General features: G+C 68.9%; 23 protein-coding genes. 8 read left to right on the plus strand and 15 right to left on the minus strand.

Annotation, left to right across the window (positions count from 1 at the left end; all coding sequences use genetic code 11):
* Positions 1 to 5: 5 nt before the first annotated feature.
* From M8A51_RS23165 to araD1, 8 genes are all read right to left on the minus strand, one after another.
* On the minus strand, positions 6 to 1,076 hold the full coding sequence (locus tag M8A51_RS23165; RefSeq protein WP_251780917.1) for an ABC transporter permease: 1,071 nt from the start codon (positions 1,074 to 1,076) through the stop codon (positions 6 to 8).
* Entirely contained in the window at positions 1,073 to 2,593 is a 1,521-nt protein-coding gene (locus tag M8A51_RS23170) for a sugar ABC transporter ATP-binding protein (RefSeq protein ID WP_251780918.1), read from the minus strand. The genes M8A51_RS23165 and M8A51_RS23170 overlap by 4 nt, the downstream gene beginning before the upstream one ends.
* A complete protein-coding gene (gene mmsB / locus M8A51_RS23175; RefSeq protein WP_251780919.1) occupies positions 2,590 to 3,792 on the minus strand; it encodes a multiple monosaccharide ABC transporter permease in 1,203 nt (400 codons plus the stop codon). Before mmsB ends, M8A51_RS23170 begins: the two co-directional genes overlap by 4 nt.
* Positions 3,785 to 5,374, minus strand: coding sequence for a multiple monosaccharide ABC transporter ATP-binding protein (gene mmsA, locus M8A51_RS23180; RefSeq protein WP_251780920.1), 1,590 nt, complete (start codon positions 5,372 to 5,374; stop codon positions 3,785 to 3,787). The genes mmsB and mmsA overlap by 8 nt, the downstream gene beginning before the upstream one ends.
* Positions 5,371 to 6,438 carry a multiple monosaccharide ABC transporter substrate-binding protein gene (gene chvE, locus M8A51_RS23185; RefSeq protein WP_251780921.1) on the minus strand — a complete coding sequence of 356 codons (1,068 nt, stop codon included), beginning with the start codon at positions 6,436 to 6,438 and terminating at the stop codon, positions 5,371 to 5,373. The genes mmsA and chvE overlap by 4 nt, the downstream gene beginning before the upstream one ends.
* Positions 6,439 to 6,612: 174 nt before the next feature.
* Positions 6,613 to 7,578 (minus strand): ABC transporter substrate-binding protein, encoded by a 966-nt coding sequence (locus M8A51_RS23190; RefSeq protein ID WP_251780922.1) that lies wholly within the window; start codon positions 7,576 to 7,578, stop codon positions 6,613 to 6,615.
* Between the two features lie 196 nt (positions 7,579 to 7,774).
* Complete coding sequence (locus M8A51_RS23195) at positions 7,775 to 9,211, minus strand: aldehyde dehydrogenase family protein (protein WP_251780923.1); 1,437 nt, start codon at positions 9,209 to 9,211, stop codon at positions 7,775 to 7,777.
* A gap of 11 nt (positions 9,212 to 9,222) precedes the next feature.
* The gene (gene araD1, locus M8A51_RS23200) at positions 9,223 to 10,221 is read right to left on the minus strand and encodes an AraD1 family protein (protein WP_251780924.1); all 999 of its coding nucleotides are present in this window, start codon (positions 10,219 to 10,221) and stop codon (positions 9,223 to 9,225) included.
* 140 nt (positions 10,222 to 10,361) lie between these two features.
* Between araD1 and M8A51_RS23205 the strand changes: the two genes are divergently transcribed.
* Positions 10,362 to 11,321: a LysR family transcriptional regulator gene (locus M8A51_RS23205; protein WP_251780925.1), complete on the plus strand. Its 960-nt coding sequence runs from the start codon at positions 10,362 to 10,364 to the stop codon at positions 11,319 to 11,321.
* Between the two features lie 30 nt (positions 11,322 to 11,351).
* Here M8A51_RS23205 and M8A51_RS23210 read toward each other — a convergent pair whose 3' ends face one another.
* Complete coding sequence (locus M8A51_RS23210) at positions 11,352 to 12,134, minus strand: SDR family NAD(P)-dependent oxidoreductase (protein WP_251780926.1); 783 nt, start codon at positions 12,132 to 12,134, stop codon at positions 11,352 to 11,354.
* A gap of 131 nt (positions 12,135 to 12,265) precedes the next feature.
* Between M8A51_RS23210 and M8A51_RS23215 the strand changes: the two genes are divergently transcribed.
* The 4 genes from M8A51_RS23215 (at position 12,266) to M8A51_RS23230 (ending at position 17,440) form a co-directional block, all read left to right on the plus strand.
* Positions 12,266 to 14,005: an IlvD/Edd family dehydratase gene (locus tag M8A51_RS23215; RefSeq protein WP_251780927.1), complete on the plus strand. Its 1,740-nt coding sequence runs from the start codon at positions 12,266 to 12,268 to the stop codon at positions 14,003 to 14,005.
* Positions 14,006 to 14,141: 136 nt separating this feature from the next.
* Complete coding sequence (locus M8A51_RS23220) at positions 14,142 to 15,062, plus strand: SMP-30/gluconolactonase/LRE family protein (RefSeq protein WP_251780928.1); 921 nt, start codon at positions 14,142 to 14,144, stop codon at positions 15,060 to 15,062.
* A 111-nt stretch (positions 15,063 to 15,173) separates the two neighbouring features.
* Positions 15,174 to 16,733, plus strand: a complete 1,560-nt coding sequence (locus tag M8A51_RS23225; RefSeq protein ID WP_251780929.1) for a methyl-accepting chemotaxis protein — start codon at positions 15,174 to 15,176, stop codon at positions 16,731 to 16,733.
* A 98-nt stretch (positions 16,734 to 16,831) separates the two neighbouring features.
* A complete protein-coding gene (locus M8A51_RS23230; RefSeq protein ID WP_251780930.1) occupies positions 16,832 to 17,440 on the plus strand; it encodes a DUF1287 domain-containing protein in 609 nt (202 codons plus the stop codon).
* Here M8A51_RS23230 and M8A51_RS23235 read toward each other — a convergent pair.
* On the minus strand, positions 17,416 to 18,306 hold the full coding sequence (locus M8A51_RS23235; RefSeq protein WP_251780931.1) for an AraC family transcriptional regulator: 891 nt from the start codon (positions 18,304 to 18,306) through the stop codon (positions 17,416 to 17,418). The two genes, M8A51_RS23230 and M8A51_RS23235, sit on opposite strands and share 25 nt — an antisense overlap.
* 99 nt (positions 18,307 to 18,405) lie before the next feature.
* Here M8A51_RS23235 and M8A51_RS23240 point away from each other — a divergent pair, with 99 nt between their 5' ends.
* The 3 genes from M8A51_RS23240 (at position 18,406) to M8A51_RS23250 (ending at position 23,034) form a co-directional block, all read left to right on the plus strand.
* Complete coding sequence (locus tag M8A51_RS23240) at positions 18,406 to 19,857, plus strand: amidase (protein ID WP_251780932.1); 1,452 nt, start codon at positions 18,406 to 18,408, stop codon at positions 19,855 to 19,857.
* Between the two features lie 219 nt (positions 19,858 to 20,076).
* Positions 20,077 to 22,044, plus strand: a complete 1,968-nt coding sequence (locus tag M8A51_RS23245; protein ID WP_251780933.1) for an acyltransferase family protein — start codon at positions 20,077 to 20,079, stop codon at positions 22,042 to 22,044.
* 69 nt (positions 22,045 to 22,113) lie between these two features.
* Positions 22,114 to 23,034: an acyltransferase gene (locus M8A51_RS23250; protein ID WP_251780934.1), complete on the plus strand. Its 921-nt coding sequence runs from the start codon at positions 22,114 to 22,116 to the stop codon at positions 23,032 to 23,034.
* 11 nt (positions 23,035 to 23,045) lie between these two features.
* Here the strand turns inward: M8A51_RS23250 and M8A51_RS23255 are convergent, their stop codons facing one another.
* The 5 genes from M8A51_RS23255 to M8A51_RS23275 form a co-directional block, all read right to left on the minus strand.
* The gene (locus tag M8A51_RS23255; RefSeq protein ID WP_251780935.1) at positions 23,046 to 23,786 is read right to left on the minus strand and encodes a hypothetical protein; all 741 of its coding nucleotides are present in this window, start codon (positions 23,784 to 23,786) and stop codon (positions 23,046 to 23,048) included.
* A 71-nt stretch (positions 23,787 to 23,857) separates the two neighbouring features.
* Complete coding sequence (locus M8A51_RS23260; RefSeq protein WP_251780936.1) at positions 23,858 to 24,295, minus strand: ankyrin repeat domain-containing protein; 438 nt, start codon at positions 24,293 to 24,295, stop codon at positions 23,858 to 23,860.
* Between the two features lie 167 nt (positions 24,296 to 24,462).
* Positions 24,463 to 25,101 carry a hypothetical protein gene (locus tag M8A51_RS23265; RefSeq protein ID WP_251780938.1) on the minus strand — a complete coding sequence of 213 codons (639 nt, stop codon included), beginning with the start codon at positions 25,099 to 25,101 and terminating at the stop codon, positions 24,463 to 24,465.
* Positions 25,046 to 25,489 (minus strand): YiiD C-terminal domain-containing protein, encoded by a 444-nt coding sequence (locus tag M8A51_RS23270; RefSeq protein ID WP_251780939.1) that lies wholly within the window; start codon positions 25,487 to 25,489, stop codon positions 25,046 to 25,048. The genes M8A51_RS23265 and M8A51_RS23270 overlap by 56 nt, the downstream gene beginning before the upstream one ends.
* On the minus strand, positions 25,476 to 25,661 hold the full coding sequence (locus M8A51_RS23275; protein WP_251780940.1) for a hypothetical protein: 186 nt from the start codon (positions 25,659 to 25,661) through the stop codon (positions 25,476 to 25,478). The genes M8A51_RS23270 and M8A51_RS23275 overlap by 14 nt, the downstream gene beginning before the upstream one ends.
* Positions 25,662 to 25,781 lie beyond the last annotated feature (120 nt).

The following is a 25,781-nucleotide window of genomic DNA, read 5'->3' on the forward strand; positions in this document are numbered from 1 at the left end:
GTCATTCAACACGGCCACCCCCGTTCCGCACCCGCCGCCGGCCGCACCACCCAGCGCCGGATGGCCGCCCGAAACTCCGCCGACTGCAACAACATCACCACGAACACCACCGCGGCCTTCACGACGAGGTTCACCTCCGGCGGCACGCCGATCGAGTAGATCGTCGACGTCAGCGTCTGGATGATCAATGCGCCGATCACGCTCCCCGCCAGGCTGAAACGTCCCCCGTTCAGCAAGGTCCCGCCGAGCGTCACCGCCAGGATCGCGTCGAGCTCCAGCAACAACCCGGCGTTGTTGCCGTCCGCGCTCTTGACGTTGGAGCTGATCAGCAGGCCCGCCATCGCCGCCGCCACGCCGCAGAACACATAGGCCCCGACGGTGATCAGGCGCGATCGCACTCCGGCCACGCGCGCCGCCTGCGGGTTGATGCCGATGGCCTGGATGAAGAGCCCGAGCGCCGTGCGTGTCAGCGCGACGTGCAGCACCGCCCACACCGCCGCGGCGATGAACAGCGCAAACGGCAGCCCGAGCAGGTAGCCGTTGCCGATGAAGAAATACGGCGCGTAGTAGATCGTGATGATCTGGCCGTTGGTCAGCAACTGCGCAATACCGCGTCCGGCCACCATCAGGATCAGCGTCGCGATGATGGGCTGCATCCCCACCTTGGCGACGAGCAGGCCGTTCCACAGGCCGGCTGCGGCCCCCACGGCCAGCGCCGCCCCGATCGCCGCCCACATCGGGAAGCGGCTCACGTGGGTGGGCACGCCGTCGACGATGACCAGCTGCCCGCCGATCATCAAGGCCGCCACCGCGGCGCTGATCGCGACGGTGGCGCCCACCGAGATGTCGATGCCCCGCGTCGCGACCACCAAGGTCATGCCGACAGCCACCAGCATCAGCGGCGCCGCACGGTTGAGGATGTCGATCAGGCTGCCGTAGAGGTGGCCGTCGCGCCACTGCAGCCTCAGGAAGCCAGGGTTGAGCACCGCGTTGGCGGCCAGCAGCAGGGCCAGCGTGACCAGCGGCCAGAACAGTCGATGGGTCATCGCCCGCTTCAGCACGTCATGCATCGTCATGCCCCTGCTGCGATGAGGTCGCAGATCGCCGCCTCGCTGGTGCCGGCCGGCAGGTCGCCGACCTTGCGGCGGTCGCGCAGCACGACGATGCGATCGGACACGCGCACCACTTCGTCCAGCTCGGACGAGATGAACAACACCGCCATGCCGTCCTGCGCAAGCCGCAGGATCTGGTCCATGATTTCCTGCTTGGCGGCCACGTCGATGCCGCGGGTGGGTTCGTCGAGGATCAGCAGCGCCGGTTGCGTCGCCAGCCAGCGCGCCAGCAAGGCCTTCTGCTGGTTACCGCCGGACAGCTGCGCGATCGGCGTCTCGGCGTCGGCCGTGCGGATGCCCAGCGCGCCGATGAAGCGCTCGGCCAGTTCCTGCTGGCGCCGGCGGCTCAAGGTGCGGCGCACGCCCAGGCGCGCCTGCAGCGCCAGCGCGATGTTCTCGCGCACCGACAGCTCGCCGACGATGCCGTCGCTCTTGCGGTCTTCCGGGCACAGGCCCATGCCATGCCGGATCGCCTGGGCCGGGTGATCGAGGTGGACGACGCGATCGTTCAAGCGCAGCTCGCCGGCATCGGCCGCGTCGAGCCCGAACAGCAGGCGCGCCAGCTCGGTGCGGCCCGAGCCGAGCAGCCCGGCCAGCCCGACGACCTCGCCGCAGCGGATCTGCAGGTCGATCGGGTGCAGCTGGCCCTTGCGCGCCAGCCCGCGCGCTTCGAGCAGCACGGTGCGGTCCGACACGGCCGCCTGCGGCTGCCGCACGGCCTGCGCGGCAGGCGCGAGTTCGCGCCCCACCATCGCGGTGATCAGGGCGCCGCGGTCCAGCTCGCCGGCGCGGTACTCGCCGACGAAACGGCCGTTGCGCAGCACGGTGATGCGGTCCGAGATGGCATACACCTCGTCGAGGAAGTGCGTGACGAACAGGATGGCGAGGCCCTCGCCACGCAGCCGCCGCAACACGGCAAACAGGCGCTGCACTTCGCTCTCGTCCAGGCTGGAGGTGGGTTCGTCGAGCACCAGCACCCGGGCCTGGATGCTCAGCGCGCGGGCGATCGCCACCATCTGCTGCACCGCCACCGAGTAGCCTGCCAGCAACCGCGTCACGTCGATGTGCAGGTCCAGTCGTGCCAGCAGCGCCGCGGCCTCGCGCTGCATGCGCGCCCAGTCGATGCGCCAGCCGCCCTGCCACCCTGTACGTGGGTAGCGGCCGGCGAAAATGTTCTCCGCCACCGAAAGATTGGGGCACAGGTTCACCTCCTGGTAGACCGTGCTGATGCCCAGGCGCTGTGCGTCCTGCGGCGAGGCCGCGCGGATCTCGCGGCCCGCCAGCGTCACCGTGCCGGCATCGGGCGCATGCACGCCCGTGAGCACCTTGATCAAGGTCGACTTGCCGGCGCCGTTCTGTCCCATCAGCGCATGCACCTCGCCGGCACGCAGGCGCAGGCTCACGTCCTGCAGCGCCTGCACGCCGGTGAAGCGTTTGCAGATGCCGGTGAGTTCGAGCACGATCGGGAAATCGGTGTTCACTGCTTGTTCTTGTTGTAGACGTCCACGCACACGGCGGCCAGCAGCACCAGGCCCTTGATGACCTGCTGGTAGTCGATGCCGATGCCGAGGATGGACATGCCGTTGTTCATCACGCCCATCACGAAGGCGCCGATCACCGCTCCCATCACCTTGCCGACGCCGCCCGAGGCCGACGCGCCGCCGATGAAGCAGGCCGCGATCACGTCGAGCTCGAAGCCCAGGCCGGCCTTGGGCGTGGCGGTGTTCAGCCGCGCGGCGAACACCAGGCCGGCCAGCGCGGCGAGTGCGCCCATGTTGACGAAGGCGAGAAAGGTGAGCCGCTCGGTCTTGATGCCCGACAGCCGCGCCGCCTTTTCGTTGCCGCCGAGCGCATAGACCCGCCGGCCCAACGTGGTGCGCTGCGTGACGAAGTCATAGGCCAGCATCAGCGCGAACATCACGATCAGCACATTGGGCAGACCGCGGTACGACGCCAGCAGGTAGCACAGGAACACGATGGTCGCGGCGAACACCGCGGTCTTCAGCAGGAAGAAGGCCGACGGCTCCTCCTCCATGCCGTGTTGCAGGTGCACGCGCCGCTCGCGCAGGCGGCTCCACACCATCGCGGCCGCCACCGCCACACCCAGCAGCAGCGAACCGAGCCGCAGGCTTTCGCCGCCGAGCGGGTCGGGAACGAAGCCCGAGCTCAAGCGCTGGAAGGTGTCGGGGAAGGGCCCGAGCGACTGGCCCTGCAGCACGGCGAGCGCCAGCCCCTTGAACACCAGCATGCCGGCCAGCGTGACGATGAAGGACGGGATCTTCAGGAAAGCGACAAAGCTGCCCTGGATGCCACCGATGACGGCCCCGGCCGCCAGGCACAGCAGTGAGGCCGGCACGAAATGCATCTCGTAGCGCACCATCAGCACCGCAGCCAGCGCGCCGACGAAGCCGCACACCGAGCCGACCGACAGGTCGATGTGCCCGGAGACGATCACCAGCAGCATGCCCAGCGCCATGATGACGATGTAGCTGTTCTGCAGCACCAGGTTGGTCAGGTTGAGCGGCTGCATCAGCGTGCCGTCGGTCATGACCTGGAAGAAGATCATGATCACGACGAGCGACAGCAGCATGCCGTACTCGCGCATGTTGTGCTTCAGGAAGCCGGCATACGACTTGGCCGGTGGCCCGGAGGTGGCTTCGGCGATCGCTTGTTCACTCATGACCGGCTTTCATGATGGCGCGCATGATGGCCTCCTGCGAGGCTTCCGAGCGGTCGAGCTCGGCGACGAAGCGACCCTCGTTCATCACGTAGAGCCGGTCGCACATGCCCAGCAGTTCAGGCATCTCGGACGAGATCATCACGATGCATTTGCCCTCGGCGGCCAACGCCGCCATGATGGAGTAGATCTCATACTTGGCGCCGACGTCGATGCCGCGCGTCGGCTCGTCGAGGATCAGCACTTCCGGCCGGCCGAACAGCCATTTCGCCAGCACCACCTTCTGCTGGTTGCCCCCCGACAGGTTGACGACCTTCTGCGTGGTGCCGGCGCAGCGGATGTTCAGCTGGCGCCGGAAGTCGCTCGCCACCGCATGCTCGCGCGCCGGGTCGATCACGCCGCGGCGCGACACGCCGGGCAGGTGCGCCAGGCTGACGTTGTGGCGGATGTCGTCTTCCAGCACCAGGCCGAGGCCCTTGCGGTCCTCGGTCACGTAGGCGATGCCGGCGTCGATCGCCCGCTGCACGTTGCTCAGGTCGACCGGCCGGCCGTGCATCAGCGCCTGCCCGCTGATGCGCCGGCCCCACGAGCGGCCGAACACGCTCATCGCCAGCTCCGTGCGTCCGGCACCCATCAGGCCCGCGATGCCGAGGATCTCGCCGCGCCGCACCTGCAGGTTCACGCCCTTGACCACCTCGCGCCCGGCATGCACCGGGTGGTGCACGCGCCAGTCGCGCAGCTCGAACACCGTCTCGCCGATGCTCGGCGTGCGCGGCGGGTAGCGGTCGGTCAGCGCGCGGCCCACCATGTGGCGGATCACCACGTCTTCACTCACCGGCACCCGCTCGCCGCCGTGCATGCAGTCGAGCGTCTGCACGGTGCTGCCGTCGCGCAGCACGGTGATCGCGTCGGCCACACGCGAGATCTCGTTGAGCTTGTGCGAGATCAGGATCGATGTGATGCCTTGTTGCTTGAATTCCAGCAGCAGCGACAACAGCGCGTGGCTGTCGCCTTCGTTCAGACTGGCGGTCGGCTCGTCGAGGATCAGCAGCTTGACGCGCTTGGCCAGCGCCTTGGCGATCTCCACCAGTTGCTGCTGACCCACGCCCAGGTGCGTGACCAGGGTGCGCGGCGATTCCTTCAGGCCGACCTTGGCGAGCAGGTCCTGCGTCTTGCGGTATGCCGTCACCGCGTCGATGACACCGTGGCGCGCCTGCTCGTTGCCGAGAAACACATTCTCGGTGATCGACAGCAGTGGCACCAGCGCGAGTTCCTGGTGGATGATGATGACGCCCGCCGCCTCGCTGTCGGCAATGCCGCCGAAACGCCGTTCCTGCCCGTCGAAGACGATGCTGCCCTCGTAGCTGCCGTGCGGGTACACGCCGCTGAGCACCTTCATCAGCGTGGACTTGCCGGCGCCGTTCTCGCCGACCAGCGCATGGATCTCGCCGGCGCGCACCTTCAGGTTGACATGGTCGAGCGCGACCACGCCGGGGAAGGTCTTGCGGATGCCACGCATCTCCAGCAGCACCGGCGCGTCGCGTGCCGGTGCTGTCGAAGCGTCGGGGGCAACCGCCGTTTTCATTTGATCTGGTTTTCCTTGTAGTAGCCGCTGGTGACGAGCACTTCCTTCCAGTTGGAGGCATCGACCGCGACCGGCTTGAGCAGGAAGGACGGCACCACCTTGATCCCGTTGTTGTAGGTCTTGGTGTCGTTGATGGTCGGCTGCTTGCCGGCCAGCACGGCGTCCACAAGGTCGACCGTCACCTTGGCCAGGTTGCGGGTGTCCTTGAACACCGTGGAGGTCTGGTCGCCGCGCACGATGGCCTTGACCGACGGGATCTCGGCGTCCTGCCCGGTGATCACCGGCATCGGCTGTTCGGGCGAGCCGTAGCCCACACCGCGCAGCGACGACAGGATGCCGATCGACAAGCCGTCGTACGGCGACAGCACCGCGTCGACGCGGGCCTTGCCGTAGTAGGCCGACAGCAGGTTGTCCATGCGCGCCTGCGCCACCGAGCCGTCCCAGCGCAGCGTGCCGACCTTGTCCATGCCCATCTGCTTGCTGCGCACCACCAGCTTGCCGCTGTCGATGTAGGGTTTGAGCACCGACATCGCACCGTCGTAGAAGAAGTAGGCGTTGTTGTCGTCCGGCGAGCCGCCGAACAGCTCGATGTTGAACGGCCCCTTGCCCTGCTTGAGGCCCAGCTTGTCGACGATGGAGCCGGCCTGCAGCACGCCGACCTGGAAGTTGTCGAAGGTGGTGTAGTAGTCGACATGCTTCGAGCCGCGGATGAGCCGGTCATAGGCCACCACCTTGACACCCTTGTCGGCTGCCTTCTGCAGCGCGTTCGACAGCGTGGTGCCGTCGATGGCCGCGATCACCAGCACCTTCACGCCCTTGGTGATCATGTTCTCGATCTGCGCCAGCTGGTTGGGGATGTCGTCTTCGGCGTACTGCAGGTCGGTGGCGTAGCCCCGTTCCTTGAAGTAGCGCACCATGTATTCGCCATCGGCGATCCAGCGCGACGACGACTTGGTCGGCATCGCGATACCGACCGTGCCCTTGCCCTGCGCCGCGGCCGGCTGCATCAGCGCCGCCACACCGAACGCAAGCCCCGCGACGAGTGTCTTGAACAGTGTTTTCATCGTTTGTCTCCGTGATCCTCTGAATGGCCCCAAAGTGCCTGCAAAGCTTGCGTCACACCGTCCCCGTTTCAGCACCACTGCGCCTCCCGTCTTTCTCGAGTGCCACCGTGGATCCGGCTCCGCCGGTCCACCGGTGGCGCCCCCTCGGGGGGCGCGCGCAGCGCGTAGGGGGGTCTAGTACTTCCGTTTGGGAAATTCCTTGGCCGCGACCTCCATCGGGAAGATCCCTTCCTCGGTCACGATGCGCTTGGGCAGGGTCTTGCCGGCCTTCAGGTCTTTCACCGCCTGCATCAGCTGCGGCCCGAGCAGCGGGCTGCACTCGACCGTCACGTTCAGCTTGCCGGCCATCATGGCCTCGAATGCGCCCTTCACCGCGTCGATCGAGATGATGACGATGTCTTTCGCCGGCTTCAGCCCGGCCTCCTCGATGGCCTGGATGGCACCGATCGCCATGTCGTCGTTGTGCGCATAGAGCACGTTGATTTTCTTGCCTTCAGCCTTCAAGAAGGCTTCCATCACCTCCTTGCCTTTGGCACGCGTGAAGTCGCCCGTCTGCGAGCGGATGATCTTGAACTTCGGGTCGGCCTTGATGATCTCCTCGAAACCGCGCTTGCGGTCGATCGCCGGGGCCGAGCCTACGGTGCCCTGCAGCTCGACGATGTGGACCTCGCCCTTCACGTCCTTCATTTTCTCGGTCAGCCAGCGGCCGGCCTTGCGGCCTTCTTCGAGGAAGTCGGAGCCCATGAAACTGACCCAGAGCGAGTCGTCCTTCACGTTGACGGCACGGTCGGTCAGGATCACCGGTATCTTCGCCGCCTTGGCCTCGCGCAGCACGGTCTCCCAGCCGCTCTCGACCACCGGCGAGAACGCGATCACGTCGACGCGCTGTGCGATGAAGGAGCGGATCGCCTTGATCTGGTTCTCCTGCTTCTGCTGTGCGTCGGAGAACTTCAGCTCGATGCCGTGCTCCTTGGCGGCCGACTTGATCGACTCGGTATTGGCGGTCCGCCATTCCGACTCGGCGCCGATCTGGCTGAAGCCGAGCACGACCTTCTTCTGTGCGAAGGCCCCCAGCGGCAAGCCCCCGGCCATTGCAGCCGCGGCCATCCCGGCGATCACGTGACGTCTTTGTGCATTCATTGCCTGTCTCCTCTTGTGCTCTGATGGATCAGCCTTGCCCAGGTCAGCTCGGCCGGGTTGAAAATTCAGATCTGCACGCCGGACGCTCCTGCGTTGGCACGAACCTGGCAGAGGCGAGTGGCGACCGCGGATCCGGTTTCGCCGGCCCGCTGGAAGCGCCCCCTGAAGCGGGGGCGGGGAGTGCGCAGGGTGTGGGTCATGCCAGCGTGTAGGCGGTCTTGACGGTGGTGTAGAACTCCGCCGCGTAGGCACCCTGCTCGCGCGGGCCGTAGCTCGAGCCCTTGCGTCCGCCGAACGGCACATGCGGGTCGACGCCGGCGGTGGGCAGGTTCACCATCACCATGCCGGCCTGCAGTTGCCGCTTGAAATGCGAGGCCTGCTTCAGCGAGCGCGTGCACACGCCTGCGCACAGGCCGAACGGCGTGTCGTTGGCCAGGGCCAGCGCATGCTCGGCGTCGTCGGCGCGCAGCACGCAGGCCACCGGGCCGAAGATCTCCTCGCGGGCGATGCGGTGCTGAGGCTGGGCCAGGAACAGCGCCGGTGCCAGGTAGTGGCCGCGTGTCTCGCGCTCGATCAGTTCGCCGCCGCACAGCAACTCGGCCCCTTCGCTGCGCCCGATGTCGATATAACCGCGCACCGTCTCGAGCTGGCGCGCATCGACCACCGGCCCGATCTCGGTGCCGCGCTTCAGTGCGTGATCGACCTTCAGCTTGCGCACCCGCTCGCGCAGCCGGTCGACGAAGGCCTGGTGCACGGGCGCCTCGACGATCAGGCGGCTGGACGCGGTGCAACGCTGGCCGGTGGAGAAGTACGCGCCTTGCACCGCGCACTCGACGGCCTGGTCCATGTCCGCGTCGGCCAGCACGATCAGCGGGTTCTTGCCGCCCATCTCGAGCTGCACCTTGGCGCGGCGCGCGCTTGCCGCGGCCAGGATACCCTCGCCCACCGGCACCGAGCCGGTGAAGCTGATGGCGTCCACCAGCGGGCTGTCGACCAGCGTCTGGCCCACCATGCGGCCGCTGCCCATCACGAGGTTGAACACACCGGCCGGCAGCCCCGAGCGGGCGATGATCTCGGCCAGCGCAAAGGCGCAGGCAGGCACCAGCTCGGCCGGCTTGAACACGACGCTGTTGCCCCAGGCAAGTGCGGGGGCGATCTTCCACGCCGGAATTGCGAGCGGGAAGTTCCACGGCGCGATCAGCGCGACGACACCGACCGGCTCGCGCGTGACTTCGACGTCCACGCCGGGCCGTACCGAAGGCAGCCGGTCGCCGCGCAGCCGCAGGGCTTCACCGGCGAAGAACTTGAAGATCATGCCGGCACGCGTCGCCTCGGCGATCGCTTCAGGCAGCGTCTTGCCCTCTTCGCGGGCCAGCAGCTTGCCGAGTTCCTCCTTGCGCGCGATCAGCTCGCTGCCAATCGCATCCAGCACCTCGAAGCGCCGCTGAGGCGTGCTGTCGGCCCAGGCGCCGCGGGCATCGGCGGCGGCGCGCAGGGCCTGCTCGGTCTGGTTGGCGTCGGCCCGCGCGAACTCGCCCACCACGTCGGCCAGGTCCGACGGGTTCTCGCTGACGCCGATGGTCACGCCGGTTTCCCAGCGGCCGTTGATGTAGTGCTTGAAGAGCTGCGCCATCGTTGCCGTCCTTACAGCGCGCGCACGCCACCCGCCGCGAAGCGGCGCTCGTCGACCACCAGCGGGTTCACGAGCGGCGCGCCGAGCGCCGGCTGCTCGATCTCGAACCGGTCGCCCGGCTGCAGCCGCACGCCGTCGGCGAAGCTCAGCGTGGCGGTGCCGAAGAAGTGCAGGTGCACGTCGCCCGGGCGGCGGTGCTGCGCGTACTTGAAGTGGTGGTATTCCAGGTTCTCGATCGTGTGGCACATGTTGGCCTCGCCGGTGGCGAAAGGCTTGCGCCAGACGATCTCGCCGCCGCGCCGGATGCGGCTTTCGCCCTGCAGGTCGGCCGGCAGCGCGCCGGTGCGCAGCTCGGGCCCCACGGCGCAGGCGCGCAGCTTCGAATGCGCGAGATAGAGGTAGTTCTGCCGCTCGGTCACATGGTCGGAGAACTCGTTGCCGAGCGCGAAGCCGAGGCGGTGCGGCGTGCCGTCCGGGCCGATCAGGTACAGCCCCACCAGCTCCGGTTCTTCGCCGGCATCGAGCGCGAATGCGGGCGACACCAGCGGCGCGCCGGGCGGCGTGACGATGCTGCCATCGCCCTTGTAGAACCATTCCGGCTGCACGCCCGGTGTGCCGGCGGCCGGACGCCCGCCTTCGAGGCCCCACTTGAACATGCGCATCGAGTCGGACAGCGCGGCTTCGTCGCCGGCCACCTTCTGGTGCATGGCGTCGCGCGTGGCCGCGCTGCCGAGGTGGGTCAGGCCGGTGCCGGTCACCAGGCAGTGGGCCGGGTCGGGATGGGTGAGCGGCGACAGCAAGCGCTGCTCATCCAGCAGCACCGGGTACGGCAAGGCCTCTTCCAGCCGCGGCAGGACCAGCGTTTCGAGCGTGGTGCGCGCTTCGATCGCGGCCCGCGCCAGCGCGTAGGTCGATTCGGCGCCCGCCACCCGGTGCACCTGCTGGCCATCGGCGCTGACCACGCCGACCTGCAGGCGGCCCTGGACATCGCGGTACTGGATCAGTCGCATCTCGTCTCCGTCTTGGCGCGGCCGTGCAGGCCGCGCTCTTTTGTGGTTGACGCATCGTAAGGAGGGGACCGATAACTTTCTAATAGTTTTTCAGCGTGGACCGATATACGATTTTGGATATCTCCTGAACCACCTGCCTCATGACCAACTACACCCACTGGTTCATCCGCGCCCGCCTGAAGACCCGGCAGCTGCTGCTGCTGATCGCGCTGGAGGAAGAGGGCAACATCCATCGCGCCGCGCAGGTGCTCAACATGACGCAGCCAGCCGCATCCAAGCTGCTGAAGGACCTGGAGGAGATGCTGGGCGTCGAGCTGTTCCAGCGGCTGCCGCGCGGCATGCGGCCCACCTGGTACGGCGAGACGATGATCCGCCACGCCCGCATGGCACTGGCGAACCTGTCCCAGGCGCACGACGAGATCGAGGCCTTGAAGGCCGGCCGCTTCGGCCAGGTCAGCGTCGGCGCCATCACCGCGCCCGGCATGGCGCTGCTGCCGGCCGCCGTGGCGCAGGTCAAGCAGGAGCATCCCAACCTGAACGTGTCGGTGGCGATCGAGAGCAGCGACGTGCTGATGGAACGGCTGGCCCAGGGCAAGCTCGACCTGGTGGTGGGCCGCCTGTTCGAGCGTCACGACAAGAGCGGCCTGCGCTACGACGCGCTCGCCGAGGAGCCGGTGTGCGCGATGGTGCGCCCCGGTCACCCGCTGCTCGGCGTCGCCCGGCTGGGCCTGCGCGACCTGGTCCACACCGGCTGGATCGTGCCGCCCACCGGCAGCGTGCTGCGGCATCGCTTCGAGCTGATGTTCCAGGAGGAAGGGCTGGAGGCACCGATCAACCTGGTCGAGAGCCAGGCACTGCTGTTCGTGACCAAGATGCTGCAGCAGAGCGACATGGTGGCGGTCGTGGCAGCCGATGTCGGGCGCTATTACGCCGAGCACGGGCTGGTGACGGTGCTGCCGATCGCGCTGCCGTGCAAGATGGATGCGTTCGGGTTGATCACCCGCACGGACCGGTTGTTGTCACCGGCGGCGAAAGTGATGCTGCGGGCCGTGCGCAATGCGGCGGTTTCCGTCTACGGCGTCCGGCTGGCGGAAGGTTAGGCGCCCGCTGCCGCGCCTTGCGGCTGGCCCTCAACTCCAGCCGGCATCCACCTTGAACTCCTGCGCCGTACACATCCTTCCCTCGTCCGCCGCGAGGAACAACACCATGTTCGCCACGTCCTCCCCCGCCAGGCGATCCGGCAGGCACTGATTCCGTTCCAGCTCCCGCTCGCCTTCGGGCGTGAGCCACAACGTCACCTGCCGCTCGGTCATCACCCACCCCGGCGATACCGTGTTGACGCGGATGCGATCGCGCCCCAACGGCACCGCCAGCCCGCGCGTCAACCCGTCCACCGACGACTTCGCGATGGCGTAGCAGGGATAGGCCCCTGCCTTGGTCTGCCAGCCGGTGGAGCCGAGGTTGACGATGGCGCCGCCGCCGCGCCGCCGCATCCCGGGCACCACCGCCTGGATCGCGAAGAACGCCGGGCGCTGGTTGATCGCCATGCGCTCGTCCCAGTACTCGGGCGTCACCGACTCCAGCGTGTGCCGGTCGTCGCTGGCGACGTTGTTGACCAGCGCATGGAAGTCGCCGAACTCTGCGGCGGCATCACGCACCGCGGCCTGCAATGCGGCCACGTCGCGCACGTCGCACACGCGCCACCACACGCGGTGGCCCTCGCCTTCGAGCTGCCGCGCCAATGCGGCGCTGGCGGCCTCGGCCACGTCGACGAAGGCCACCGGTGCGCCCTGGCGTGCGAAGGCCGCCACGATGGCGGCGCCGATACCGCTGCCGCCGCCGGTGACGAACACCGGCCGGCCGTTCAGGCTGGGGTAGCGGGCCGCGACGGCCTCGGGGGAAGTGCTGTCCAAGGAAGTCTCCTGAAAGGCATGTGACATATGAATTTAGATATCAATGAAGGCGTTCTTTTTATTTTTCCAATATCAATGTGCAGCGATACGATGCCTCGCGTCAAGAGCCTCGATGAAGAAAGACGCGCCGCATGGACGACAACAGCAACGAATCGAAGAAGAAGCCGTTTCGCCGCAGCCACGCCTGGTTCGGGCGGCAGGACCGCGACGGCTTCGTGCACCGCAGCTGGATCAAGAACCAGGGCTACCCGCACGACCTGCTCGACGGCCGGCCGGTGATCGGCATCTGCAATACCTGGAGCGAGCTGACGCCTTGCAACGGCCATTTCCGCGAGCTGGCCGAGTTCGTCAAGCGCGGCGTCTACGAGGCCGGCGGCTTTCCGTTGGAGTTCCCGGTCATGTCGCTCGGCGAAACGCAGCTGCGGCCGACCGCGATGCTGTTTCGCAATCTCGCCAGCATGGACGTCGAAGAGTCCATCCGCGGCAACCCGATCGACGGCGTGGTGCTGCTGATGGGCTGCGACAAGACCACGCCGGCGCTGATGATGGGGGCGGCCAGCTGCGACCTGCCGACCATCGGCCTGTCGGGCGGGCCGATGCTGAACGGCAAGTTCCGCGGCAAGGACATCGGCTCGGGCACCGGCGTGTGGCAGATGAGCGAGATGGTACGTGCCGGCGAGATGACGATGGACGAGTTCACGCAGGCCGAGAGCTGCATGCACCGCTCCAAGGGCAGCTGCATGACCATGGGCACCGCGTCGACGATGGCATCGATGGTCGAGGCGCTGGGCATGTCGCTGCCGGAGAACGCCGCCATTCCTGCCGCCGACACGCGTCGCAACCGGCTGGCGCAGTTGACCGGCCGGCGCATCGTCGAGATGGTGAAGGAAGACCTGCGCATGTCGCAGATCCTCACGCGCGAGGCCTTCGAGAATGCCATCCGTACCAACGCCGCGATCGGCGGCTCGACCAACGCGGTGATCCACCTGCTCGCACTGGCCGGGCGCATCGGCGTGCCGCTGTCGCTCGACGACTGGGACCGCCTGGGCGCTGAAGTGCCTTGCCTGGTCGACCTGCAACCCTCGGGCCGCTTCCTGATGGAAGACTTTTTCTACGCCGGGGGGCTGCCCGCGGTGATGCGCGAAATCCAGCACCTGCTGCACCCGGGCGCCCTCACCGTCAACGGCAAGATGCAGGGCGAGAACATCGCCGCGGCGCCATGCTGGAACCGCGAGGTGATCCGACCCTACGCCGAGCCGTTCAAGCCGGCGGCCGGCATCGCGGTGCTGCGCGGCAACCTGGCGCCCGACGGCGCCGTCATCAAGCCGTCGGCCGCTTCGGCGCATCTGCTGAAGCACCGCGGCCGCGCCGTGGTGTTCGAGAGCATCGAGGACTTCCACGCCCGCATCGACGACGAGTCGCTCGACGTCGACGAGACCTGCATGCTGGTGCTGAAGAACTGCGGCCCGCGCGGCTACCCGGGCATGGCCGAGGTCGGCAACATGCCGCTGCCGCCCAAGGTCTTGCGCAAGGGCATCACCGACATGGTGCGCATCTCGGACGCGCGCATGAGCGGCACGGCCTACGGCACCGTGGTGCTGCACACCTCGCCCGAAGCGGCCGCCGGCGGACCGCTGGCGCTGGTGCGCAATGGCGACATGATCGAACTGGACGTCGCGGCACGCCGGCTGCATCTCGACGTGACAGACGAGGAGCTGGCACGTCGCCGTGTCGACTGGCTGCCGCCCGAGCCGCCGAAGCGCGGCTGGTACAAACTGTATGTCGACCATGTGCAGCAGGCCCACCTGGGCGCGGACCTGGACTTCCTGGTCGGTGGCAGTGGGGCCGGCATTCCCCGTGATTCGCATTGAGGGCCCGCCCGCGAAGCACCTTCGGCGGTCTCGCAGGCCGCACCGCACCGGGGACCGTTCGGCCCTTCGTCCGGCATTGCACGGCCGTAGCCGCCCGGAAGTGAAATACTGAACCCTGCTTTCGCAGAGGAACCTCATGGCGCACACACCGGCCCCCGAACTGCTCAGCGACATCCTCGCCGTCTGGCCCGCGGGCGCGGTGCTCGGAGAAGGCACCTGCTGGTCCGAACGCAAGCAGGCGCTGTACTGGGTCGACATCCTCGGGCAGCTGCTGTACCGCTACACCCCCGCCACCGGGCAGCGCGAGACCTGGCGCTTCGACGACACGATCTCGGCGGTCGCCGAGCGGGCCGACGAGCCCGGGCTGATCGTCACGCTGCGGCGCGGCTTCGCCTTCTTCGACCCGGACGCGGTCGAAGGCCACGGCCGCCTGCAGCGGCTGCACGAACCCGAGCCCGAGCGCACCGGCAACCGCTTCAACGACGGCAAATGCGACGCGCAAGGCCGCTTCTGGGGCGGCACGATGGACTACGGCGGCGAGGCGCCGACCGGCGCGTTGTATCGCTACGAGCCCAATGGTCGCTGCACGCGCGTGCTCGATGCCGGCTTCCCGGTCACCAACGGCCCCACGTGGTCGTTGGACGGCCGCACGATCTTCGTCAACGACACCGCACGCAACCGCATCCACGCCTTCGACGTCGATCCGGCCAGCGGCGAGCTGTCGAACGCGCGCCTGTGGCTGCGCTTCGCGCCCGGCGACGGCTACCCCGACGGCATGACCACCGATGCCGCCGGGCGGCTGTGGATCGCCCACTGGGGCGCCGCCTGCGTCACCTGCCACGACCCGCACGACGGTGCAGAACTGCTGCGCGTGCCGCTGCCGACCGACCACATCACCAACGTCGCCTTCGGCGGCCCCGAGCTGTCGACGCTGTTCATCACCAGCGCACGCTTCAAGCTGGGCGAGGCGCAGTTGAAGGCGCAGCCGCTGGCGGGCGCGCTGTTCTCGGTCGAGACCGACGCGCGGGGGCTGCCGGCGCACCGTTACGCCGGCTGATCCTTCCGCCTCCGTATTGACCCACCCCCCTCTTCAGGGTGATCCAGCGCCGGCCTGCGCTGCCGATAGCCGAGTAGCGGGCGCTGCCTTTGCAGGGCTCAGGAGCATGGCATGCGTTGGACACGTTCGGTTCGCATCTGGCTGGCGATCCTGTTTGCAGGTTCCCTGCTGTCGGTGAGCTACCTCAGCGTCTCGGCCGCGTTGTCCAAGCAGGACATCGTTTCGGCGGCCGACGACATGGGCATGGCGAAGGACCTGATCGCCGACATCTTGCCGCCGCCGATGTACATCATCGAGGCGCGCCTGGTGCTGAGCCAGACCGCCGAGGGCACGATGGAGCCGGCGCGCGCCGCCGCCGAGCTGGCGCGCCTGCGTACCGAGTACGACGCGCGGGTCGCGTACTGGCAGGCGACCGACGCCCGCGGGCTCGAGAAGTCGCTGCTCGGTGCCCAGCACCAGGCGGCCCAAGCGTTCTGGCAACGCCTCGAGAGCCGCCACCTCACCGAGCTGAAGGCCGGCCAGGCCGAAGGCGTGAAGACGGCCCTGCCCGAACTGCATGCGCTGTATCTGGCACACCGTGCCGGGGTCGACCAGACCGTCGCGCTGGGCAACGCCTTCGCGGCACAGACGGCGGCCGGCATGCGCTCGACCGCCGAGCACTCGCAGCGCCTGGGCCTGCTGGTCGCGCTGGTGTGTGCCGCCGCGCTGGCCGCAGTGTTCGCACTTGCGTCGCGCACGATGTGGCGGCAGCTCGGCGCCGAGCCCTCGGTCGTGCGTCAGGTGGCCGACGCCATCGCGTCCGGCCAGCTCGACGTCAGCGTGCCCACCGCGCGCGCGCATCGGCACAGCGTCGTCGTCTCGCTGGAGACCATGCGCCGCTCGCTCGGCGCCATGGTCGACGAGATCCGCGGCAGCAGCGAACACGTCACGCAGGCGTCGGTGCAGATCGCCGCCGGCGCCCACGACCTGTCTGCGCGCACCGAGCAGCAGGCCGCCGCCGTCGAGCAGACCAAGGCCACCACCGACGCGATGGTGCAAGGCTCGCAGGACTCGGCGCTGCGCGCCGGGCGGTGCGCCGACGACGCACAACAGGTGCGCCAGCACGCCGAGCAGGCCCGCGCCACCGTGCAGGGCGCGGTGGCGTCGGTGGCGCAGGCCGCCAGTTGCGCCGGCGACATCCGCAAGGTGGTCGACACCGTCGAAGCGCTGGCGTGGCAGACCAACCTGCTCGCGATCAATGCAGCGATCGAGGCCGCGCGGGCGGGCGAAGCGGGCCGCGGTTTTGCTGTCGTCGCGCAGGAGGTGCGGCAGCTGTCCCAGGGCACCAACCAGGCGGCCGGCACGATCCGTGAGCTGGCGCTGCGCACCGAAGGCTCGCTGGCCGAAGCGATGGGCCGCGCCGACGCCGCGGCGCAACGTGTCGGCGGGCTGGCCGATGGCATCGACCACCTGACCCAGGAAGTCGCCACCATCGCGCGCACGACCGGCGACACGATTACCGCGCTGTCGGAAACCGCAGCCGCAATGCGCCAGCTCGACGACATGACCCAGCGCAACGCGGCACTGGTTGAACAGACGGCCGCGGCCTCCGCATCCTCGCGCCAGCAGGCGCAACGCCTGATCGAAATGCTGGCTCGGTTCCGGCTGGCGCCGGCGACGGCCAAGGCCTGAACCGGGTCCTTGGCGGCCCTGAACGCCCATTCACGCCGTTCCCTGCGGCTGCCGGCGGCCGTATGCTGCGCGCACACCCACACCAGGAGAGGTCGCGCATGCACACCCCCCTCACCCGCCGGCAGCTGCTGGCCGCCCTGCTGCTGGCGTCCGTCGCGGACGCGGCCAGCGCCGCACCGCGGTCGGTCGACGCGACCCAGCTGGTGCGCTCGGCCCGCGAGCAGGTCGGCGTCACGCTGGGCTACGATCCGCGCTACCAGCGCCTGGCCTACCCCGGCGGCGATGTCCCGCGCGAGACCGGCGTCTGCACCGACGTCGTGATCCGGGCACTTCGCGCGCAGCGCATCGACCTGCAAAAGGAAGTGCACGAAGACATGCGCGCGCACTTCGGCGCCTACCCCAGACAATGGGGCCTGAGCCGCCCGGACCGCAACATCGACCACCGCCGCGTGCCCAACCTGATGACCTTCTTCAAGCGCCGCGGCCAGGCGCTGCCGGTCTCGCGCAGCGCCGCCGCCTACCGTCCGGGCGACATCGTCACCTGGGACCTGGGGCGCAACACGCCGCACATCGGCATCGTGTCCGATCGCAAGACCGCACAGGGCGAGCCGATGATCATCCACAACATCGGCGCCGGCACCCGCGAGGAAGGCGGGCTGTTCGCCTACCGGATCACCGGACACTACCGCATCACCGATCCACGCTGAAGCGGCGCGCCGCCGGCAGCGCTGCCGCGCGGCTCGGCATCGACGGGTATCCACAAGTCGACGCCGCCCTCGCCGGTGGCCGGATCAAAGCTCGCCCGGTGCCGCTCCAGGCAGGCCAGCGGCGCGCGCGTGAGGCCCAGCGACGGCAGCGCCTCGTCGAGTATCGCGCGGTAGCTGCCGCGCAGCGTGGTCACGTGCCCGGTGTGGTGGAACACCGCATAGCGTGCAGCCGGCTGGCGGCGCCGCTCGAAGCCCCGCGGCGTGGTCGCCTGCGGCAGCACCTGAACGACACAGCCGTATTCGAATCGGCCCTCCTCGTCGATCGGCCCGCCGTAGCCCAGCGGCACCCGGTCGACACCCCCCTCGATGCACTGCCACTGCTGCGAGAACCGTTGCCACAGGGCCGGGATGGCCTGCAGCTCGCCGAGCGAAAAGCGTCCCACCATCCCGACGAACCATTGCGGCGGTGCCTCGTGCAGCCCCGGGGGCGCCAGCGATTCGCTCCGCACCGGGCCCAGGTCCAGCGGCGGCTCGATCGCAAGGCCCTCGATGGAGCCCCGCCTGCGCAAGGCCTCCGGCGTCAGGCCGAAACGCGCCTTGAACGCACGCGTGAACGCCTCGTGCGAGCCGTAGCCGCTGGCGAGCGCGAGTGCCAGGATGTCGGGGGCCCCTGTGGCCAGCGCCTCGGCGGCCTGGGTCAGCCGGCGTGCCCGCAAATACGTGGTCAGGGGCCGGCCGGCCGTCTCGGCGAAGGCATGCGACAGGTGGTACGGCGACACGTTGAACTCGGCGGCCAGGCCGCCGAGCGTCAGTTCGCCATGGAGGTGGCGCTCGATCTTCCAGATCGCGCGGCGGGTCAGGGACATCGGTTCGGTGCAGCAGCGGTGGACCGCAAATACGATCAAGCGAGGCGGTCGGCGCCTCTCTAGAGTCCGGGCGTCCACACGATACAAGGAGCGAACTCCATGAGCAACGGTCCCACCGCCGGACAACAGCTCGCCGCGCTGCGGCAGCACCGCACCACCTCGGCCGCACTGGTCGACGACGCGATCGCGCGCATCGAGGCCGGCGCCTCGCTGAACGCGGTGGTCGTGCGCGACTTCGAGCGCGCGCGCCGCGATGCCCGCGCCGCCGATGCCCGGCGCGCGGCAGGCGAAGACGCCCCGCTGCTGGGTTTGCCGGTCACCGTGAAGGAGTGCTTCGACGTGGCCGGCCTGCCCACCACCTGGGGTCTGCCCGGCGCGCATGCAGCGGCCGCTGCCGATGCGGTGGTGGTGCAGCGGCTGCGGGCCGCCGGGGCCGTGCTGCTCGGCAAGACCAACATCGCGACGATGCTGGCCGACTGGCAGAGCAGCAACCCCGTGTACGGCACCACGAGCAACCCATGGAACCCGCAGCGCACGCCCGGCGGGTCGTCGGGCGGCGGCGCTGCCGCGATCGCAGCCCGCTTGAGCGCCCTCGATATCGGCAGCGACCTCGCCGGCTCGCTGCGGCTGCCGGCCGCCTTCTGCGGCGTCTGCTCGCACCGCCCGAGCCACGGGCTGGTGCCCCTGCGAGGCTCCGCACCGCCCACGGCGCCCCGGTCTCCGCTGGTGCCCGTGATCGATCTGGCGACGGCCGGCCCGATCGCCCGCAGTGCCGAAGACCTGTCGCTGGCCCTCGGCGTGGTCGCCGGCCCGGACGCCGCCGATGCCGTCGCCTGGCGGCTGGCCCTGCCGCCCCCGCGCCATCGTGTGTGGCGCGAGCACCGCGTGCTGGTGCTGGACACGCACCCGCTGTATCCCACCGCGCGCGACATCACGCAGGCCGTCGACCGCGTGGCCCAGGCCCTGCAGGCCGAGGGCTGCCGTGTGAGCCGCGATCTGCGGGCCGTGCCGGACCTGGCCGACCTGTCGCGCACCTTCCAGGGCTTGCTGATGTCCTTCATCGGCGCCGACATGCCGGAGGACCGATACCGCGAGGCAGTCCGTCGCGCCGACAGCGGCGACGCGACGACGCGCGGGCTGGCGATGAGCCACCGCGACTGGGTCTGGCTCGACCGGCACCGGGCGCAGCTGGCCGCCGCGTGGCATCGCACCTTCGTCGAATGGGATGTGGTGCTGTGCCCCGCGGCGCCGGTGACGGCCTTCGTGCACGACGACCGGCCGATGGAGCAGCGGTCGATCGACGTGGATGGCCAGACGCTGCCGTACGGCTCGCTGTCGTGCTGGGCGGGCATCTCGCAGCCGGCCGGTCTGCCGGTGACCACGGTGCCGGTCGGACTCGACCGTGACGGCCTGCCGATCGGCCTGCAGGTGATCGGCCCGCGGCTCGAAGACCGCACGCCGCTCGCTTTCGCCGCCGGCTTGCAGGCACGCGTCCAGATGCCTGGCCCGCCGCCGCTGGCGGGTGTCGCCGCGGCCAGCGCGCCGGCCTGACCCCGGCCACCGGGTCGGTGCGAGGCGCGCCACGACGGTGCGCCTCGTTGCCTTTGGCGATATGTGTTGCAGCCGCACACCACGGTCCCGTCCTCTGGGTCGAGAACAATCGCGGAAGGCTGCACGCCGGCCTCTGTCGACGCCCGATGGCCGGGCCGCAGCACACAACAAAGGCCGCCGCCGGCGATCAGGCGGTGCCAACGCCCAGGGATCAGCAGTATGGAATTCCGCCAGGACCTCAACGGGCTGCGCGCCTACGCCGTCGTGGCCGTCGTGCTCTACCACTTCGGCCTGCCGTTCGCGCAGGGTGGCTTCGTCGGCGTCGACGTGTTTTTCGTCATCTCCGGCTACCTGATGACGGCGCTGATCCTCGGCCAGATGCACGCCGGCCGCTTCTCGCTGCTGTCGTTCTACCTGGCGCGCGCCCGTCGCATCGTGCCGGCGCTGGTCGTCGTCTGCATTGCACTGCTCGCATTCGGCTGGTTCTGGCTGACGCCGGGCGACTACACCGCGCTGGCGCGACATGCCGGCTCGTCGGTGGGTTTCTTCTCCAACATGGTCTACGCGCGCGAGTCGGGGTACTTTGACGCCGGCGCGCATGACAAGTGGCTGTTGCACACCTGGTCGCTGTCGGTCGAATGGCAGTTCTACTGCCTCTATCCCGTGGGCCTGATGCTGCTGCGACGCTTGTCGCTGCGGCCGGCCGTGGTAGCCGTCGCCCTGGTCGCCATGCTGCTGCTGTCGCTCGCGCTGTCGATGGCGTGGGTCGGGTCGCAGCCGATCCGCGCCTTCTTCTGGCTGCCGTCGCGCGCCTGGGAGATGCTGGCCGGCGGCTGCGTCTACCTGCTGCAGCCCCACCTGCCATGGCGTTCGCCGCTGCCGGCGCGCCTGCTCGAAGGGCTGGGCGCCGTGCTGATCGTCGGCAGCGTGCTCGCACTCGACCCCGGCGTGCCCTGGCCCGGCTCGCTCGCCGTGCTGCCCGTGGCCGGCGCCGTGATGATCATGCTCGCGCAGCGTCAGGGCTCGTGGCTGACCGGCACGCGCGTGGCCCAGCACCTGGGCAATGCGTCGTACTCCATCTACCTGTGGCACTGGCCCGTGGTGGTGCTGCTCGCCTACCTGGACGCGGAGCACCAGCCCGCCTGGGTGGCGGCCGGCCTGCTCGCCTCTTGGCTGCTCGGCTGGGCCTCGTACCGCTGGGTCGAGCAGCCGGTGCGCCAGGGCATGTTGCGCCTGCCGCGGTGGCGCGCCGTGGGTGTGCATGCGGCCGGCGGCGGTGCCGTAGCGGTCATGGCGCTGCTGCTGATGTGGCAGGACGGCGTGCCGAGCCGTGTGCCGCCCGATGTGACCACCGCCGCCGCCGAAAGCCGCAACATGCACCCGCGCTGGCGCGAATGCCTGCGCACCGGCTGGCCACTCGAACAGGTGCGCGGCTGCGCAATGGGCCAGGCGCCGTCGTCCGGTGAACCCGAGGTCGTGCTGATCGGCGACAGCCATGCCGGCGCGCTGTTCGGCGCGATGGAGGCGGCGTTGCAACAATCCGGGCGCAGCGGCCATTTCTTCGGCGCCACGTCGTGCCCGCCGATCCGCGGCGTGCAGTTCGACCACGGCGTCGAGTCGGACTGTGCGGGCTTCTACCGCAACGTGCACCGGTGGCTGGACGAACGCAAGACGCCGGTCACCGTGGTACTGGTCGGCCGCTGGTCCAACTATCTCTACGACCGTGCGGCCCAGGTGCGGCTGGACGGGCGCGACGGCTTCGGCGCCCTGCCGCCCGAGCAGCGCGAACGCCAGTATGCCGAGCGGCTGGTGGCTTCGGTGTGCGAGTACGCCAAGAAGGGACCGCTCTATCTGGTCGGCCCGATCCCCGAAATGGGCTTCAACGTGCCACGCACGCTGGCACGCGACCGGCTGCGCGAGGTGCGGCGCACCGACTACGGCGTGGCGCTGGACGAGCACCAGCGCAAGAACCGGGTGGTGGCGCAGGCGCTCCAAGACGCCGGACGGCGCTGCGGCGCCCGCACCGTGGATCCGAGCCGCTACCTGTGCGAGGACGGGCTGTGCCATGCGGAACTGCAAGGGCGCCCGCTTTACTTCGACGACGACCACCTGAGCGAATACGGCAACCGATTCGTGCTGCCGGCACTGCTGCAGGCGGTGCAGCCGGCGGCTGTCGGCGCGCCCTGACCCGCGGGCGCTTGCGCCGCATCGACGTCGGCGCGCCAGGCTGCGGCCGCGGGCGGCGACAATCGCAGCATGCTCAAATCCTTGTTCGCCCCGATCGTCGGCGCCTGCGCCTCCGTGCTGCTGGTGCTCAACACCCTGCTGTGGGTCCCCCCGCTGCTCGTATTGGCCGTGCTGAAGCTGCTGCTGCCCATTGCCGGCATCCGGCGCGTCCTGACGTCCGCCCTGCTGTCCATCGCCGAGTCGTGGATCGCGGGCAACAATGCCTGGATGGCGCTGACCCAGCGAACGAGCTGGGACGTGCAGGGGCTGGAGGCGCTGGAGCGCAAGCACTGGTATCTCGTCAACGCCAACCACCAGAGCTGGGTCGACGTGCTGGTGCTGCAGCGCGTGTTCAACCGCCGCATCCCGCTGCTGAAGTTCTTCCTCAAGCGCGAGCTGATGTGGGTGCCCTTCATGGGGCTGGCATGGTGGGCGCTCGACTTCCCGTTCATGCGCCGCCACAGCGAGGATTACCTGCAGAAGCACCCCGAGATGCGTGGCAAGGACCTGGAGACCGCGCGCAAGGCCTGCCGCAAGTTCGCGAACCAGCCGACCAGCGTGATGAACTTCCTGGAAGGCACGCGCTTTTCGCCGGCCAAGCAACGCCAGCAGCACTCGCCGTACAAACATCTGCTCAAGCCCAAGGTGGGCGGCATCGCGCTCGCGCTCAACACGCTGGGCGAACGCTTCACCGCCATCCTCGACGTGACCATCGTCTACCCCGAGGGCGCCCCGACGTTCTGGCAGTTCCTGTGCGGCCGGGTCCCGCGCGTGGTGGTGCGCGTGCGCAGCGTGCCGGTGCCGGAGCGGCTGCTGCAGACCGACTACGTGACGGACCCGCGCGAGCGCGTCGCCTTCCGCCGCTGGGTCAACGAGATGTGGCGCCAGAAGGACGAGCAGATCAGCGAGCTGCTCGGCGTCACCGGGAAGGCGGCGCAACCCGCCGGGTGATCCCCGAAGGGCTATGGCTTGAGCTTGCGCAGCGCCTCGTTGGCATAGCGGGCCACGCGCCCATCCGGGGCATGGCTCGCCTGCTGCAGCAGCGGGATGTAGCGTTGGTCTCCGGTTTCTCCGAGCGCTTTCGCCATCCAGGCGATGGCATCGCTGGCGTCCTTGTCCTGGATCGTGTAGCTGGCAAGCAGCTGCGCCTCGAGCACCGCAAGCACCTGCGGCTCCCGGTTCTTGAAGTAGACCCGCTTGGCGCCGATGCGCTTGAGCAGGAAATCATCGGCGCGCAGCATGTTGATCACGCGATTGGCTTCATCGCTCAGCGCGGGGTCGTAGGTACCGCGATTGGAAATGATCGAATTCCAGCGCGAGTAGTTGGGATGGTCCTGCAACGCCGTGCGGGCATAGCGGTCGTAGGTGCGGTCACCGACAAAACGACTGATCGTCGGCAGGTATTTGGGGTCGCCGGAAAAGCCCAGCGCCCGGATGTAGCGGGCGACACGGTTCTTCTCGTCGCGATCCCGAACGACTGCCTCGTGCTCCGCGAGCAGCCTCTGCTCGATCACGTCGAACAACCTGGCGTCGGACAATCCCATCCAGGCAAGCGACTCCACCGCGTCGTTGTGTCGCGCTGCATCGTTGCCCTTGAAGATGTCGATGTAGCGCGCGACGTCCTGCTCATTGCTGGCGGCGATGGCGAGCGTGCAGCCGAGCAGGAGCACGCATGACAAGAGTTTCCTGACGATCAAAGCCATGTGTCCCTCGTGGCGTTGTTTTGAACAGGCCGCCATTATCGACGGGCGCCTCCGGCACGCGCCCCGGCCGGCTACTGCGTCACCGCCGCACCCGCGTTGACCAGCAGCGCCTCGACGTCGGGCAGCTCGTAGAGGCGGGCCAGCTCCAGCGCCGACTGATCGCTCGCACCGGCGCGTGGGTCGGCGCCGGCATGCAGCAAGTGAGCGGCCGCCTCCACCAGTTGTTGGCGGCGCGCGCCGACCGGCCCTTCACCCAGTTCATGGAGAACGCAGGACAGCGGAGTGGCGCCTCCCACGTCCAGCGCGTCGGGGTTCGCGGCGTGCTTCAGCAAGGCCGGCAACAGCTCAAGGTGGTAGAGCACTGCGGCATGCAGCGCGCTGTTGCCTGTCAACACGTCGGGCTCATCGACCTGCACCTGCAACGCCAGCATCCTGTCGATGTACTCCGCGTCACCTTGTTCGACGGCCGAAACCAGGTCGGCTACCCGGGTGGCGGCTAGAGGGTCCATGGTGCTATCGCTCCTTCTCGGCATGAGTGCGCTACGCAGCCGATCGCGCCATCGACCGGCTTCCTTGAGATGAGCGGCCATGGTACGAAGCGGCGTGCGCAGCGACAACGGCACAACTGCACGGTCGCGCCGCTTCAGTTACATCTTTGGCAGCTTCATGAACCAGTTCATGGTTCGACGTTTGGCGCGGGCGCTTCGCCGGGCTCTGTGGCCGCGTTCAGCACGGCCGCCACCGCCGCTTCCAGCAGGCCGCGGGCCCGAGCCGCAGCCTCGGCGGACGGCTCGCCGAACGACGAGACGACGAGGTCCCGGCCGGGCATGAACTGCACGCTGCCCCAGCCGTCCTCGCCCGATCGACGACGCACCACCAGCGTGTGGAAGTCGCCGATGGCAGGGTCGCTGTCGAGGTTCCACTGGGGATGGCCGTCCGGACCCGGGTCGGGGTTGAGATAGAGATGGAACCCGGCGATTTGCAGGCAGGGGTTGTGGTTGTACTTGCTGGAGTAGGTGCAGCGAGCGCCCGCTTGCAGGATGAGCCGCTTGACGCGGTCGAGCCGGGCGTGGGTCAGCCCCGCCGTTGCTTGTGCGTTCACCTGTTCTCCTTGCCTCTCGCCGCACCAGCCGGCCACGGGCGCCATGGCCAGCCACAGCGCCAGCACGCCGGCACGTCGCGCTCGCCATCCGGCATCCGCGTCATGCGCCGGATCCATCAGATGTTCGCCGTCGGCCTTCGATGCCGCCGCGGTCGGCTCAGGTGCCGAGGGCGACGAACTCGCCCGCAAACCGCCCGACGAGATCGCCTTCATGTTCCAGCACCGCCGTGACGGCCACTCGCGCCTTGCCCTTGCGGTCCAGCATGCGCTTGAACAACGGCCATTGCGTGGGCGCTTCGAGCGACGCCCGCGCGGTGAAGGCCCCCGGGATGGGGCCCAGGTATTCCATGCTGTTGCGCTGGATCACCAGGCGGGTCTTGACGCCTTCGGCCGACAGGCGTGCATGCAGCAGCGACCAGGCCGCAAGGATCGCCAGCGCCGACGCGCTGCCGCCGAAGACCGTCTCGCGGTGGTTGATGTTGGGGGCCAGCGGGGCGCTCAACACGACTCGCTCGGGCGCGACGGCAAGGACCGACACCCGCATCGACCCAGACAGAGGGATGTGCTCGTGCAGATAGTGCTCGACTTCAGTGGGCGTCATCGTGCGTCGTTGCCTTGCGCTCATTGGCGATGTGCAGCTCCCGGCCGACGCGCGGCTCGGACTGGTTCTCGCGCAGGGTCGAGTCCTCGGCGTAGAACTCTTCCACCGCTTCCGCATGGGCGTTCTGCTCCACGCGCGCGATGAAGCGCCGCGGTGTTTCGGGGGTTGGCATGGGGTCCTCCGCCTGCCTGGCACATGAAGTCGGCGAGCGTCGATGGGTCGCCAAGAAGAAGGGAGAGCATAGCGCCCGCTCCGCACGGAAAATGCTTTGTCTCGGAATGACGGGAAGCGC

Source organism: Caldimonas mangrovi (assembly GCF_023721835.1).
GTDB classification, from domain to species: domain Bacteria; phylum Pseudomonadota; class Gammaproteobacteria; order Burkholderiales; family Burkholderiaceae_C; genus Caldimonas; species Caldimonas mangrovi.

Excerpts from the sequence above, each read along its gene's own strand:
- M8A51_RS23165 (WP_251780917.1), bottom strand. The coding sequence starts at position 1,076 with ATGACGATGCATGACGTGCTGAAGCGGGCGATGACCCATCGACTGTTC.
- mmsB (WP_251780919.1), bottom strand. The coding sequence starts at position 3,792 with ATGAGTGAACAAGCGATCGCCGAAGCCACCTCCGGGCCACCGGCCAAG.
- mmsA (WP_251780920.1), bottom strand. The coding sequence starts at position 5,374 with ATGAAAACGGCGGTTGCCCCCGACGCTTCGACAGCACCGGCACGCGAC.
- chvE (WP_251780921.1), bottom strand. The coding sequence starts at position 6,438 with ATGAAAACACTGTTCAAGACACTCGTCGCGGGGCTTGCGTTCGGTGTG.
- M8A51_RS23190 (WP_251780922.1), bottom strand. The coding sequence starts at position 7,578 with ATGAATGCACAAAGACGTCACGTGATCGCCGGGATGGCCGCGGCTGCA.
- M8A51_RS23195 (WP_251780923.1), bottom strand. The coding sequence starts at position 9,211 with ATGGCGCAGCTCTTCAAGCACTACATCAACGGCCGCTGGGAAACCGGC.
- araD1 (WP_251780924.1), bottom strand. The coding sequence starts at position 10,221 with ATGCGACTGATCCAGTACCGCGATGTCCAGGGCCGCCTGCAGGTCGGC.
- M8A51_RS23205 (WP_251780925.1), top strand. The coding sequence starts at position 10,362 with ATGACCAACTACACCCACTGGTTCATCCGCGCCCGCCTGAAGACCCGG.
- M8A51_RS23215 (WP_251780927.1), top strand. The coding sequence starts at position 12,266 with ATGGACGACAACAGCAACGAATCGAAGAAGAAGCCGTTTCGCCGCAGC.
- M8A51_RS23220 (WP_251780928.1), top strand. The coding sequence starts at position 14,142 with ATGGCGCACACACCGGCCCCCGAACTGCTCAGCGACATCCTCGCCGTC.
- M8A51_RS23225 (WP_251780929.1), top strand. The coding sequence starts at position 15,174 with ATGCGTTGGACACGTTCGGTTCGCATCTGGCTGGCGATCCTGTTTGCA.
- M8A51_RS23230 (WP_251780930.1), top strand. The coding sequence starts at position 16,832 with ATGCACACCCCCCTCACCCGCCGGCAGCTGCTGGCCGCCCTGCTGCTG.
- M8A51_RS23235 (WP_251780931.1), bottom strand. The coding sequence starts at position 18,306 with ATGTCCCTGACCCGCCGCGCGATCTGGAAGATCGAGCGCCACCTCCAT.
- M8A51_RS23240 (WP_251780932.1), top strand. The coding sequence starts at position 18,406 with ATGAGCAACGGTCCCACCGCCGGACAACAGCTCGCCGCGCTGCGGCAG.
- M8A51_RS23245 (WP_251780933.1), top strand. The coding sequence starts at position 20,077 with ATGGAATTCCGCCAGGACCTCAACGGGCTGCGCGCCTACGCCGTCGTG.
- M8A51_RS23250 (WP_251780934.1), top strand. The coding sequence starts at position 22,114 with ATGCTCAAATCCTTGTTCGCCCCGATCGTCGGCGCCTGCGCCTCCGTG.
- M8A51_RS23255 (WP_251780935.1), bottom strand. The coding sequence starts at position 23,786 with ATGGCTTTGATCGTCAGGAAACTCTTGTCATGCGTGCTCCTGCTCGGC.
- M8A51_RS23260 (WP_251780936.1), bottom strand. The coding sequence starts at position 24,295 with ATGGACCCTCTAGCCGCCACCCGGGTAGCCGACCTGGTTTCGGCCGTC.
- M8A51_RS23265 (WP_251780938.1), bottom strand. The coding sequence starts at position 25,101 with ATGAAGGCGATCTCGTCGGGCGGTTTGCGGGCGAGTTCGTCGCCCTCG.
- M8A51_RS23270 (WP_251780939.1), bottom strand. The coding sequence starts at position 25,489 with ATGACGCCCACTGAAGTCGAGCACTATCTGCACGAGCACATCCCTCTG.
- M8A51_RS23275 (WP_251780940.1), bottom strand. The coding sequence starts at position 25,661 with ATGCCAACCCCCGAAACACCGCGGCGCTTCATCGCGCGCGTGGAGCAG.